The following is an 11,887-nucleotide window of genomic DNA, read 5'->3' on the forward strand; positions in this document are numbered from 1 at the left end:
CGTTGACTGGCCTTGACGGGACGGATGTAGCGCCGTAGCTTCATTCGAAAAATCAGGAAGTTTTTGATCAACAATCCTGAAAACAAGGACAATTCCATGCGGCGCGTCACTTTCGATCTCGACGTCCTCAGGACTTTCGTCACCGGCATGGAACTTGGCAGCTTCGCCAAGGCGGCCGAGCGGCTCGGTCGCTCGACTTCAGCGGTGAGCGCGCAGTTGAAAAAGCTGGAGGAGCAGGCGGCGACGCCGATCTTCCGCAAGGCGGGGCGCGGCCTGGCGCTCACCGAAGCCGGCGAGACCATGCTCGGCTATGCGCGGCGCCTGATCGAGCTCAATGACGAGGCGGCCTCCGCCATCCGTGACGTCGAATTGGAAGGCTGGGTGCGGCTCGGCCTGCAGGAGGATTTTGGCGAAGCCGTGCTGCCGGAAGTGCTCGGCCGCTTCGCACGAGCCCATCCCAAAGTGCGGATCGAGGCGCGGATCGGACGCAGCCACGAGCTTGCCGAGCGTGTCCTGTCCGGCAGCCTCGACATTGCCCTCGCCTGGCACGACGGCACGACCCTGCCCTACAGCCGGCATGTCGCCGACGTGCAGGCGCGCTGGATCGGTCCGGCGAAACCGATCATGGCGGACGCACGCCAGGGCGAGGCGCTGCCGCTGGTGGTGTTCGAGGCGCCCTGCCTGCTGCGCACCGTGGCGACCGAGACGCTTGACCGCGCAGGGCTGGCCTGGCGCATGGCGTTCTCCAGCCCCAGCCTTGGCGGCATCTGGGCTGCGGTCGCGGCCGGCCTCGGGCTGACGATCCGCACCGATATCGGCCTGCCCGCCAATGTCAGGGCGCTCGCGCCCGGCGTGCTCGGCCTGCCGGCACTGCCGAAGATGGCGCTGCATCTGCACCAGAAGGATGCCGAGCTCGATCCGGTGGCGGCGCGGCTGGCGGAGATTCTTTTGCAGGCGGCGATGGAGACGCTGCCGGAGGGGGCGCGAACCGGTGAGGGGTTGCGGGAGGTCGCGTGAGGTCTTGGCCGGCGCCTTTCGAGGCGTTGGTGCCAACGCCCCAGCCCTCAGCGCTTCTTCGCCCTACCTGCAAACGGATTGTCGGAGGTGCGGAGCGCCATGCGGATTGGCACGCCGGGCATGTCGAAGGCCTCGCGCAGGCTGTTCGAGAGGTAGCGCACATAGGATTGCGGCATCACGTCCGGACGCGAGCACGAGACGACGAAGCCCGGCGGGCGGGTCTTGGCCTGGGTGACATATTTGATCTTCAGCCGGCGCCCGGCGACGGCGGGCGGCGGATGATGAGCGAGGATGCCTTCCAGCCAGCGGTTGAGCTTGCCGGTGGAGACGCGGCTGTTCCACACCCTGTGCGTCTTGATGACTGCATCCATCAGACGGTCGAGGCCGCGACCGGTCTCGGCCGAGACCGTCACCGCCTGGATGCCGCGCACCTGGGGAAGAAGCCGCTCGGTCTTCTCGCGCAGCTCGGCGAGAAGCTCCTGCGGGTTGTCGATCAGGTCCCATTTGTTGAAGGCAATCACCGGCGCGCGGCCCTCGCGGATGATCAGGTCGGCGATCTGCAGATCCTGCTTCTCGAAGGGGATGGTGGCGTCGAGCACGATGATGACGATCTCGGCGAAGCGGATGGCGCGCAGACCGTCCTGCACGGAGAGCTTCTCGAGCTTTTCCTGGACCTTGGACTTGCGCCGCATGCCGGCCGTGTCGAAGAGTTTTATGCGGCGGCCGCGCCAGTCCCAGTCGACCGAGATGGAATCGCGGGTGATGCCGGCTTCCGGCCCGGTCAGCAGCCGCTCCTCGCCGATCAGCGCATTGATCAGGGTCGACTTGCCGGCATTGGGGCGGCCGACGACAGCGATGCGCAACGGCTTGGTGTCGTCATAGGTTGCTTCAGCGTCCGGATCGGCGATGTCCTCGCCGATCAGCGCCTCGCTGATGGCGATCTCGTCGCCCGGCTCTTCCTCGTCCTCGCCGAAGGCGCGTTCCTCGCCGAGCGCGGCGATCACCGCGTCGCGCAGATCGGGCATCCCCTGGCCGTGCTCGGCCGAGACGGGGATCGGCTCGCCGAGACCGAGCTCCCAGGCTTCCAGCATGCCGCCTTGCGCGCCGCGCGCTTCCGCCTTGTTGGCGACCAGCACCACCGGCTTGCCGGATTTGCGCACCACATCGGCGAAGGTCCGGTCGTCGGGCATCAGGCCCGACTTGGCATCGACGGTGAAGAAGATCAGGTCGGCCTCGCGGATGGCGATCTCGGTCTGCTGGCGCATGCGGCCGGGCAGCGTCGAGGCGGCCGCGTCCTCGAAGCCGGCGGTATCGATGACGTCGAAGTGAAGGTCGTAGAGCTTGGCGGCGTGCACGCGACGGTCGCGCGTCACGCCCGGCGTGTCGTCGACAAGCGCCAGCTTCTTTCCCACCAGCCGATTGAAAAGAGTCGATTTGCCGACGTTAGGCCGGCCGATGATGGCGACTTTGAAGCCCATCCGGCTTTACCATTTGTTGCGCATGTCGTTGATCCCAAAACCGCTGCGCACTTTTGGGCGACATGCGCTACGACGCATTGCCCGACCCGCGGATCAGCTCGGCCATCAACTGCGCCCGCTGGCGCGCATTGCGCGGGGCACCGTCATCCGAAGCGATCTGGTCGAACAGTTTCAGCGCGTCCGCCGACTTGCCTTCCTTCCAGGCGGCAAGGCCGAGCGCCTCGCGCGCCGAGCTGCGCAGCGGGTTGGTGTCGGCGGTGAGCGCCTCGACGCGGCTGGAGACGTCGGCAAACGACCCATGGTCGACCAGGAGCAGCGCCGCCCTCAGCCGGGCCATGTCGCGGATGCCGGCGGGAATGGCGCTGTCGGCGGCGACCTCGTCGAAATCCTTGACGGCGGCGTCGACATCGCCCTTGTCGGCCTTGACGGTCGCGGCGCGCATGCGGGCGAGCAGCGGATAGGCGCCGTAGCCATCCTTCTCCAGCTGGTCGAGCGCGGCGATCGCCTCGTCGTTCTTGCCGTCATTGGCAAGCTTGAGCGCAGCCGAGAACGCATCTCCCGAGCGGTTGGCGCGGGTCTCGTCCCAATAGCGGTAGCCGACGACGGCAGCGGTCGCCACCACGATCAGGATCGCGGCGCCGAGCAGGGCCGGACCAAAACGGTCCCACAGCTTCTGCGCCTGCTCGCGACGAATCTCTTCGTTCACTTCGCGGATAAAACTGTCGTCCGACATCAATCAAAAACCATTGCTGCCCCGGAACAGGGCGCTTCTTGAGCCCCGCGTTTTAGCGAAATTTTGTCGGCATGGAAGGGGGAGCGCCGGAAAATCGGCGGGACAAGCCAGGGCGGCTTCCAGCCGGGCGTAACGTACCCATGCCACAATTGGGCAATAGCCGGCTTTCCAATCGTCAGAAGATCGCCGAAGGTTGCCAGTGCCAGTGCCACATCCGTTCAGCGTCCTTGCGCTCAGTCTCGCCGCGCTCGCGGCCCCCGTTGCCGCGGCGTTCGCCGATCCGCCGAAATCGCCGGAGCCGACGCCGGCGAAGCCAAAGCAGATCGTGCTCGTCTCCTTCGACAGCGCGCGCGAGATCTCGCAATGGGAACGCAGCCGTGCGCTGGCCAAGCGCACCGGCGCGCATTTCACCTACTTTCTGTCCTGCGTCTTCCTGCTCTCGCCGGAAACGCGCGGCGCATACACGGCGCCGGGCAAGGGCGCCGGCAAATCGAATATCGGCTTTGCCGCCTCGAAGCAGGAGGTGGCGGACCGGCTGGAGCAGGTCCGGCTCGCGGCCGCCGAAGGCCACGACATCGGCAGCCATGCCTGCGGCCATTTCGACGGCAAGGACTGGAGCAAGGCCGAGTGGCTGGCCGAATTCGGCGCGTTCCGGCGCATCCTGGAAAACGCTTATGCGATCAACGGCATCTCGCCGGAGCCGCCCGGCTGGCGCGATTTCGCCCGTCACACCGTGACCGGTTTCCGCGCGCCGTATCTTTCGACCGACAAGGCGCTTTACGAAGCGCTGCCCGAGGCTGGCTTCCAGTACGACGCGAGCGGCGTCTCGAACGGCCCTACCCTGCCGCCGACGAAGAACCGCACCACCCGCTTCGCTCTGCCGCTCATACCGGAGGGGCCGAAGGCGAAGCCGGTGGTCGCCATGGACTACAATCTCTATGTCGGGCATTCAGGCGGCTTCGAGAAACCGTCGATGGCGGACGAGTTCGCCGATCGCGCCTACCACGCGTTCCGCGCCGCGTTCGATACGCAATACAATGGCAAGCGACTGCCGCTCGAACTCGGCTTCCACTTCACGCAGATGAACAATGGCGCCTATTGGGACGCGCTGGAGCGCTTTGCCGGCGAGGTCTGCATGAAAGCCGACGTCGAATGCATCAGTTTTCGAGACTATGTCGAGCGGCAGCGGGCCGGCCAGGCGCCGGCCACCGTGGGCGGCTGAGCCGCCCACGTACTTATCAAGTTCGGGCCGGATCTTCGGCGCTCTGCCGCGCAAGATAGCGCTGGTCGATATCCGGCAGCGGCTCGCCGTACAGCGTGGCCTCGAAGGCACGCAGGCGCTTGTAGATCGAGATCAGCTCGACAATCTGCGGCCAGGCGCTGACCAGATACTGGAACGAACTGGAGACCTGGCCGAAGGCAGTGCTGATCTGCTGCCATATGCCCAATGTGATCTTGCCGGCGGCGATGGTCGGAATCAGGATCACACTGGAGAAGATCGCGTCGGCCTGGCCGAAGCCGGCCCGGAAAACGTTAAAATAGGCATAGTGGAAGTAATAGCGGAAATAGGTGCGTCGCACGTTCTGGAAAAGTTCTGCCAGGGCTGGAGGCGAGGCGCGGCTCGGATCGTCCTCGCCATGGACAAGTTCCTTTCGGTAGGCAGCTTCGACACGCTGGTTGCGGAATTCCATGCCTGGCAGCTTGATGCCAGCTACGGCCAGCAAAACCGTGCCGAAGAACGACCAGACCAGGGCGGCGATCACCAAGGAATGAGGGATGGACCCGATGAGCGGCAGTTCGGTGATATGCGCCGAGAGGGCGTCGAGCACGGGCAGGAAGGCAATTAACGTCAGCAGCGAATCAGCGAAAGCGACACCCAGTTGCTCCATGGAGGTGGAGAATCGCATAGTGTCTTCCTGAACGCGCTGCGAAGCACCTTCAATGTGACGCAGTCTCGGCCAGTTCTGTGCATAGAAGTCGTTCATCGCCGTGCGCCAGCGAAAAATGTAGTGGCTGACGACAAATTTCGTGACGACGTACAACGAGATGAACATCGCGCCAATCAGGGCGTAGATCCAGAACAGGCTGTAGAGTTCCGCTGCTGTCACCGTGCCCGGTGCGCTGATCGCCTTTTGAAAAAGATCGAAAAACGGCCCGCGCCAGTTGTTCAGCGCGACATAGATCTGCACGTTTATGTAGGTCGAAAAGAGGATGAACGCGGAGACGAGGATGGACCAATTCTGCCAGGGATGCGGAGAGTAGAAACGCCAAAACAGGTAGAAGGCGGCCAGCATCACGGCGAAATAGATATAGAACCATAGGAAGGGCGGCGACCAGAACATCGGCACGCCGAGGATAGGCGGGGCGTCGGGAGCGGCCGGCGGCAGACCGATGGCGGCGCCCAGCTGCTGACCGCCGAAAAACCAGAACAGAATTCCCGCAAGACTCCAGAGGGCGGCCGAGGTGAAAAACAGCTTCGGCTTAGGGAAGAAGGATACGAACACTGTGGCGGGTTTCCTCGGTCTGACCGCAAATCAGCGGCGTTGCTGTTCGGCGGGCATAAGGTCACACATTAGTGGGAAAGAAAATGCCCTGCCCTGCGCCCAGCACCGAGCAAGACCACAAATCATGGCGATTTTGGCGCAGCCGACCAGGCGATGACGCCGGAGAGCAGCAAGGCCACGGCGGCCATGAGCGAGGCGAGCACGTAATTGCCGGACGCCTGGGCGAGCAGGCCGGCGGCGATCGGACCGACGATCTGGCCGAGGCCGAAGGCTGCCGTCATCACGGCGAAGATGCGGCGCGGCGTCAGCGGTGCGAGCTGCCGTGCCGCCTGAAGGCCAAGCGCGGTGATGGCGATGAAGGTGCCGCCGAGAAGCACGCCGGCGAGAAGCGGCCCGGTGAAACCCTTGACGACAACGCTGGCGGTGACGCCGACCACCTCGACCAGGCAGCTCACGGCATAGGCCGCGTATAGTCCGATCCTGCCGGCGAGCTTCCGCCAGAACCAGGTCGACGGAAAACCGGCAAGACCGGTGACCATCCAGACGGTGGCCTCGAAGACGCGTCCACCGCCGCCCTGGCGGACGATCGCGACCAGGAAAGTGGCCGTTACCACATAGCCGAAGCCGAACAGCCCGTAAGCGAGGATCATCTTGGTCAGCGACCTGTCCCTCGGCAGCGCCGGTTCAGGCCCGTCGACGCCGTTGGCGGGTGTGGCGGAGCCCGCGAGCAGCGCGACAAAGAGCAGGCCGACGGCGGAAATCGCTCCGGACCACAGCCAGCCGGCGGCCCATCCGGCATGGGAGGTGACGAGAATGGCCAGCAGCGCCGAGGATGCCGCGATGCCGAGACCGACGCCGCCGAAATGCAGCGCCTGCAGGTCGCCGCGGCCGGCCTCGGCGAGATGGCTGAAGACGATCGACGACATGAACACCATGACGAAGGCGCTGGCCAGGCCGGCGAGGAAACGAATGACGAGGAAAGCGGCCATCGTTTCGTTCAGCCCCATCAGCCCCGCGAGGACGGCGCTGGCGGCAAGGCTCGCGAACATCAGCAGGCGCTCGCGGCCATGCGCCCAGCCGCCGGCGGCGGCGAGCGCGCCGATGAGATAGCCGAGATAGTTGGCGGAAGCGATCCAGCCGGCATCGGCCGGCGTCAGGTGCAACTCCTCCATCATGCCGGGCAGGATCGGCGTGTAGACGAAACGGCCGATGCCCATGGCGACGGCAAGCGCCGTCATGCCGGCAATGGCGAGGCGCAAGGGAGATGGCGAGGCGGCGTTCATTGCAGCGCAACATAAGTGTGCGCGCCGGCGAAACAATGCGCTTGTGTTGGGCCAGTTCGGTCAAGCCGCCTTCAGCGGCAGGTCGTCTCGTAAGCCGTGCGATGCGCCGTCAGCCGGAACGGTATGTCGCCGAGCTCGCGCTCCGACATGGTGTCGAGCACCGGATGCGACAGCGGATCGACGACCCAGCGGGCGATCTCGCCGTCATCGTGCCGGCGCTTTACCGGTGCCGCGACGGAAAGCCCCTTCAGCAAAGATAAAATCTTCATCGGATTGCCTCCAATGTCTGGCTCACCTCGCTAAAATCCGTGTTCCCACCCCAGGTTTCAATTGAGATTTCGGCCCTTCGGGTTTAGAAAATCTGAATGGCTATGCTGAACCGTGTCCATCTCAACGGCCTGCGCGCCGTCGAAACCGTTGCACGGCTGGGCTCGCTCGCGGCTGCGGCCGCCGAGCTCAACGTTTCGGTCAGCGCCGTCAGCCAGCAGGTCAAGCGCACGGAAAGACAGCTTGCCCAGGCGCTGTTCGAGCGGACGCCGGCAGGGCTTGTGCCGACGGAATTCGGCACCGTCTTCGCGGCCCGGCTCAGCGCCGGCTTCCGCGAGCTCGCGCAAGCGGTGGCGCTGGCCGACGAGGCGAGCGAATGCACGCTGGTGGTGTCGGTGGCGCCGGCCTTCGCCTCGAAATGGCTGCTGCCCCGGCTGTCGCGGCATTTCACCCGGCACCCGAACGTTCTGCTGCGGATCGACGCTTCCGCCCGGATCGCCGACCTCGACCGGTCCGACATCGACATCGCCATCCGGCTGGGCGACGGCAAATGGCCGGGCGGCCGGGCGGAGCTGCTTTTGGCGCAAGAGGTGTTTCCGGTCTGCGCGCCGTCGATCGCGGCCAGACTGAAGTCGATCGAGGACCTGGCGCAGACCTGCGCCATCACCGACGAGCGATCGATGATCAGCTGGGACAGCTGGTTCGAGGCCGCGGGCGTCGAACCGGTCACTTTCCTGAAAGGGGCGCGCTTCACCGATCCGATGCTCTGCCTGGAATCGACGATTGCCGGCCATGGCGTGATGCTTGCCTGGCAATTGCTCACCGCCGATGCGCTGGCCGACGGAAGGCTGGTAGCGCCCTTCGGCGTGCGCGCCGAGAGCGGGCTCGGCTACTGGATGGTCACCTCGGCCACCAAGAGCGAAAGCCGCAAGGTGCGCGACTTCAAGATCTGGATCCGCGAGGAGATCGCGGCCACCATGGCGCAGTTCCGCGCGCTCGACAGCGCGGCTTAAGCTCGTTTGAGCGTGAACAGGACCAGTCGATCGCGGTGGAAAGGCCAACCGCAGCGGTCTATGTAAGGACCAGACCACACAATCACGGCAGGCAGGATCATGACCACACATTCGCGCGGCGTTTCGGCAACGATCGACCCGGTGAAGCTCGACAGGCTGGCCGAGGTCGCCGTCAAGGTCGGGCTGCAGCTGCAGCCTGGGCAGGACCTGGTGCTGACCTCGTCGATCGCGGCGCTGCCGCTGACGCGGCGCATCGTCGAACATGCCTACAAGGCCGGCGCCGGGCTGGTGACGCCGATCTTCAATGATGACGAGATCACGCTGGCGCGCTTCCGCTACGGCGCCGATTCCGGTTTCGACCGCGCCGCCGGCTGGCTTTATGAAGGCATGGCCAAGGCCTTCTCCAACAATGCCGCGCGGCTCGCCGTGCGCGGCGAGGACCCGGCGCTGCTGTCGGCGCAAGACCCGGCCAAGGTGGCGCGCGCCAACAAGGCGAACTCGATGGCCTACCGGCCGGCGCTGGAGAAGATCACCGGCTTCGACATCAACTGGAACATCGTGGCCTATCCCGACCTTGCCTGGGCAAAGCAGGTGTTTCCGGGCGAGCCCGACGACGTCGCGGTGGCCAAGCTCGCCGACGCCATCTTCTCGGCCTCGCGGGTGGATGTCGAGGATCCGATCGGCAACTGGAAGGCGCACAACGCGGCGTTGGCCGAGCGCACCAAATGGCTGAACGAGCACAATTTCCATTCTCTGCATTTCACCGGCCCCGGCACCGACCTGACCGTTGGACTGGCGGAAGGCCATGAATGGATGGGCGGCGCCTCGACCGCGAAGAACGGCATTACCTGCAACCCGAACATCCCGACCGAGGAGGTCTTCACCACGCCGCATGCCTGGCGGGTCGAAGGGCACGTGTCATCGACCAAGCCGCTTTCCTACCAGGGCACGCTGATCGACGAGATTTCGGTGCGCTTCGAGGGCGGGCGGATCGTCGAGGCCAAGGCCGCGAAGGGCGAGGACGTGTTGAAGAAGGTGCTCGACACCGACGAGGGCGCGCGCCGCCTCGGCGAGGTGGCGCTGGTGCCGCATTCCTCGCCGATCGCCAAGAGCGGGCTGTTGTTCTTCAACACGCTGTTCGACGAGAATGCCGCCTGCCACATCGCGCTCGGACAATGCTATTCGAAGTGCTTCGTCAACGGCGCGTCGCTCAGCCAGGACGAGATCGCTCAGCGCGGCGGCAACAAGAGTTTTATCCATATCGACTGGATGATCGGCTCGGACAAGATCGACATCGATGGTGTGGCCAAGGACGGCAGCCGCGTGCCGGTCATGCGCAAGGGCGAGTGGGCCTGACACGACTTTTTTTGCGCAATTCCGGACGGAAAACCGCTTGCACACTTTTCCTGGAATTGCTTGACCAAGGAGGCGTAGTGGCCTTCGACATTGCGGTGAAGCGCGTCTACGAGGCGCCGGCGAAAGCCGACGGCCGGCGGGTGCTGGTCGACCGCATCTGGCCGCGAGGCGTCGCCAGGAAGGATGCAGCGCTGACGCTCTGGCTGAAGGACATCGCGCCGAGCGACGAATTGCGCAAATGGTTCGGGCACGAGCCCGGGCGCTGGGCGGAGTTCCAGAGGCGCTACAGAGCCGAACTTGACGCGAATGGCGACGCGGTGGCCCAGTTGCATGGCCTGGTGGGTGAAGGCAAGGTGACGCTGCTCTATGGCGCGCGTGACGAGGCACACAACAACGCGGTGGCGCTGGCGGGATATTTGCGGGAGATGTGAGGAACTCTGCGCAACCCATCATGATTGGCGAAGACCGACGCGACATCTGATCTCCCCCCTTGCGGGGGAGACTGGCAGCTTCCCGCCGCGCAACCCTACCTCACTGCCTCTTGATAAATGTCCGGCCTGAACCCGACCAAGATACGCTCGCCGACTTCCAGCACCGGGCGCTTGATCATGGTCGGCTTGGCGAGCATCAGCTTCTTCGCCTTCTTCTCGTCGAGCGCTTCCTTGGCCTTCTCCGGCAGCTCGCGAAAAGTGGTGCTGCCCTTGTTAAGCAGCTTTTCCCAGCCGACCTCGCCGACCCAGCCGTCCAGCCTCTCCGCCTCGATGCCCTCGGCCCGGTAGTCATGGAAGCGGTACGGAATGTCGTGGCTATCCAGCCAGGCGCGCGCCTTCCTGATCGTGTCGCAGGTGGTGATGCCGTACATGGTGATCGTCAATTCAGACCTCGGGCGGATGGGTTGCGAATCTGACGGGAACCTAGGCCTGCCCTGCCCGCTTTGCCAGCGTGACCATGTGAAGACCATTCGACGCGCCGCATGGCGGCGGCCGGAATATCATTCCGGTCGCCATCCTCATTTTCAATCGTGCAGAGCAAAATGCGAAAGGCCAAGAGCAGGCCGGCCTCAATAATAGAAGCGCTCTTCGCTGATCTTACCGTTCTTGACCGTGTAGAGGCCAACCTCGTCCATTTTGACGCGTTCGCCGGTAGATTTGGGCGTCACGTCAAAGCTGAAGCGCAAGGCGAACTGGTCGCCATTGACATAGGGGCCCTCGACCGAGCCGCCGTGAACCTCATGGTTGGCTTCCCACCATGCGCCCTTCTGCTTCACGGCTTCCTTGCCGTTGCAGACGGCCATCGGCCCTTCCATGGCCTCATAGCTGACGATGTCGTCAGCATTGTATTTCGCGGCAGCGCCGTGGCTGTCGCCCTGCTTGAGGAGTTCGGTGAAATCCTTGGCTATTTCGGCGGTGGTCATGATTTCCTCCCGGTTTGGACCAGACATGAAGTAGGGATCGATTCTTCGCCCGCCACCGTCAGGTCACCTCGCAGGTGACAATTCGTGTCAGGATGGCGGCCTCAGCGGCGAAGATATTCACGCTTCGAAGGATAGGGCGATTATGTACTTTACAAACAGACCGACTCGGAGCACGCTCAAACCCTTGGGAAGCGCGGGGGTTAGCCATGTCGTCCGACCAGATCACTTTCAAGTGCAACGATTGCGGACACGCCGTCTCGATTGACGAGAGCAATCCGCCCAAGGACGACGACATCCTGAAGTGCTTCGGATGCGGTCGCGAGTTCGGCCGATATGCCCAAGTCAAGGAAGCACTTATCGAACTTGCCAAGGCCGAAATCGACAAGATGGTCGAGAACACATTCGGTACTGGCGTGAAGCCGACTTGGACAAAGGGCTGAAAGGCCACTGACGGTAACAGCGAGCTTTTGCATCTCTGTAGCTTTCGCAGGATTTCAATATGTCAAACGATCATGCCGCCATTGTCGGTATCTTGAATGGCGTGAATATAATCTTCTCGGCTCTCATTCGAGAATTGGACAGCAATAAGCTGGTGGATAAGCAGAGGTTCGCCGACCAATTAGAAGCTGGTGCCAAGGAAGCCGCCGCAACCGCTACGGGCAAGGCTGCGCAAGTCCAGCGACTTGATCTTCTGATGATGGAGAACTTGGCGAAACTTTTACGCGACCCATCGGCACCGCCGACTTGGATACCGACCGTGATAGAAGGCGGTTTATCTGACGAGCCAAATCAAGATGGTTCGAGTTAATTACGCTCGCCCAA

The 11,887-nt window shown here is 63.9% G+C and carries 13 protein-coding genes and 1 pseudogene; 7 read left to right on the forward strand and 7 right to left on the reverse strand.

Going from position 1 to position 11,887, the window contains the following annotated elements:
- Window positions 1-96 precede the first annotated feature (96 nt).
- Window positions 97-1,017: a LysR substrate-binding domain-containing protein gene (locus EJ067_RS07025; protein ID WP_126085302.1), complete on the forward strand. Its 921-nt coding sequence runs from the start codon at window positions 97-99 to the stop codon at window positions 1,015-1,017.
- 47 nt (window positions 1,018-1,064) lie between these two features.
- Here EJ067_RS07025 and der read toward each other — a convergent pair whose 3' ends face one another.
- Window positions 1,065-2,495: a ribosome biogenesis GTPase Der gene (gene der / locus EJ067_RS07030; RefSeq protein WP_126085303.1), complete on the reverse strand. Its 1,431-nt coding sequence runs from the start codon at window positions 2,493-2,495 to the stop codon at window positions 1,065-1,067.
- A 67-nt stretch (window positions 2,496-2,562) separates the two neighbouring features.
- Complete coding sequence (locus tag EJ067_RS07035) at window positions 2,563-3,228, reverse strand: tetratricopeptide repeat protein (RefSeq protein ID WP_126085304.1); 666 nt, start codon at window positions 3,226-3,228, stop codon at window positions 2,563-2,565.
- A 205-nt stretch (window positions 3,229-3,433) separates the two neighbouring features.
- Here EJ067_RS07035 and EJ067_RS07040 point away from each other — a divergent pair, with 205 nt between their 5' ends.
- Window positions 3,434-4,450, forward strand: coding sequence for a polysaccharide deacetylase family protein (locus EJ067_RS07040; RefSeq protein WP_126089523.1), 1,017 nt, complete (start codon window positions 3,434-3,436; stop codon window positions 4,448-4,450).
- 16 nt (window positions 4,451-4,466) lie between these two features.
- On the opposite strand, the gene sbmA is transcribed toward EJ067_RS07040, so the two are convergent.
- From sbmA to EJ067_RS07055, 3 genes are all read right to left on the reverse strand, one after another.
- Window positions 4,467-5,732, reverse strand: coding sequence for a peptide antibiotic transporter SbmA (gene sbmA, locus EJ067_RS07045; protein ID WP_126085305.1), 1,266 nt, complete (start codon window positions 5,730-5,732; stop codon window positions 4,467-4,469).
- Between the two features lie 122 nt (window positions 5,733-5,854).
- Window positions 5,855-7,015, reverse strand: a complete 1,161-nt coding sequence (locus tag EJ067_RS07050) for a YbfB/YjiJ family MFS transporter (protein ID WP_126085306.1) — start codon at window positions 7,013-7,015, stop codon at window positions 5,855-5,857.
- Window positions 7,016-7,086: 71 nt separating this feature from the next.
- The gene (locus EJ067_RS07055) at window positions 7,087-7,284 is read right to left on the reverse strand and encodes a hypothetical protein (protein ID WP_126085307.1); all 198 of its coding nucleotides are present in this window, start codon (window positions 7,282-7,284) and stop codon (window positions 7,087-7,089) included.
- Between the two features lie 96 nt (window positions 7,285-7,380).
- Between EJ067_RS07055 and EJ067_RS07060 the strand changes: the two are divergent.
- The 3 genes and pseudogenes from EJ067_RS07060 to EJ067_RS07070 form a co-directional block, all read left to right on the forward strand.
- A pseudogene (locus EJ067_RS07060) lies at window positions 7,381-8,292 on the forward strand (LysR substrate-binding domain-containing protein); the annotation flags it as partial.
- 102 nt (window positions 8,293-8,394) lie between these two features.
- Window positions 8,395-9,651 carry an aminopeptidase gene (locus EJ067_RS07065; protein ID WP_126085309.1) on the forward strand — a complete coding sequence of 419 codons (1,257 nt, stop codon included), beginning with the start codon at window positions 8,395-8,397 and terminating at the stop codon, window positions 9,649-9,651.
- Window positions 9,652-9,728: 77 nt separating this feature from the next.
- Window positions 9,729-10,082 carry a DUF488 domain-containing protein gene (locus EJ067_RS07070; protein WP_126085310.1) on the forward strand — a complete coding sequence of 118 codons (354 nt, stop codon included), beginning with the start codon at window positions 9,729-9,731 and terminating at the stop codon, window positions 10,080-10,082.
- Between the two features lie 95 nt (window positions 10,083-10,177).
- Here the strand turns inward: EJ067_RS07070 and EJ067_RS07075 are convergent, their stop codons facing one another.
- Window positions 10,178-10,525 carry an ArsC family reductase gene (locus tag EJ067_RS07075; RefSeq protein ID WP_126085311.1) on the reverse strand — a complete coding sequence of 116 codons (348 nt, stop codon included), beginning with the start codon at window positions 10,523-10,525 and terminating at the stop codon, window positions 10,178-10,180.
- A 186-nt stretch (window positions 10,526-10,711) separates the two neighbouring features.
- Window positions 10,712-11,065, reverse strand: coding sequence for a nuclear transport factor 2 family protein (locus tag EJ067_RS07080; protein ID WP_126085312.1), 354 nt, complete (start codon window positions 11,063-11,065; stop codon window positions 10,712-10,714).
- Window positions 11,066-11,271: 206 nt separating this feature from the next.
- Between EJ067_RS07080 and EJ067_RS07085 the strand changes: the two genes are divergently transcribed.
- Window positions 11,272-11,505, forward strand: a complete 234-nt coding sequence (locus tag EJ067_RS07085) for a hypothetical protein (RefSeq protein WP_126085313.1) — start codon at window positions 11,272-11,274, stop codon at window positions 11,503-11,505.
- A gap of 59 nt (window positions 11,506-11,564) precedes the next feature.
- A complete protein-coding gene (locus EJ067_RS07090) occupies window positions 11,565-11,873 on the forward strand; it encodes a hypothetical protein (RefSeq protein WP_126085314.1) in 309 nt (102 codons plus the stop codon).
- Window positions 11,874-11,887: the final 14 nt, after the last annotated feature.

It is taken from the genome of Mesorhizobium sp. M1D.F.Ca.ET.043.01.1.1, assembly GCF_003952385.1.
Taxonomy (GTDB): Bacteria; Pseudomonadota; Alphaproteobacteria; order Rhizobiales; family Rhizobiaceae; genus Mesorhizobium.

Bases quoted from the DNA above. Each gene is read 5' to 3' on its own strand.
- EJ067_RS07085 (WP_126085313.1), top strand. From the start codon at position 11,272: ATGTCGTCCGACCAGATCACTTTCAAGTGCAACGATTGCGGACACGCC.
- EJ067_RS07090 (WP_126085314.1), top strand. From the start codon at position 11,565: ATGTCAAACGATCATGCCGCCATTGTCGGTATCTTGAATGGCGTGAAT.
- EJ067_RS07080 (WP_126085312.1), bottom strand. From the start codon at position 11,065: ATGACCACCGCCGAAATAGCCAAGGATTTCACCGAACTCCTCAAGCAG.
- EJ067_RS07025 (WP_126085302.1), top strand. From the start codon at position 97: ATGCGGCGCGTCACTTTCGATCTCGACGTCCTCAGGACTTTCGTCACC.
- EJ067_RS07050 (WP_126085306.1), bottom strand. From the start codon at position 7,015: ATGAACGCCGCCTCGCCATCTCCCTTGCGCCTCGCCATTGCCGGCATG.
- EJ067_RS07065 (WP_126085309.1), top strand. From the start codon at position 8,395: ATGACCACACATTCGCGCGGCGTTTCGGCAACGATCGACCCGGTGAAG.
- der (WP_126085303.1), bottom strand. From the start codon at position 2,495: ATGGGCTTCAAAGTCGCCATCATCGGCCGGCCTAACGTCGGCAAATCG.
- EJ067_RS07035 (WP_126085304.1), bottom strand. From the start codon at position 3,228: ATGTCGGACGACAGTTTTATCCGCGAAGTGAACGAAGAGATTCGTCGC.
- EJ067_RS07055 (WP_126085307.1), bottom strand. From the start codon at position 7,284: ATGAAGATTTTATCTTTGCTGAAGGGGCTTTCCGTCGCGGCACCGGTA.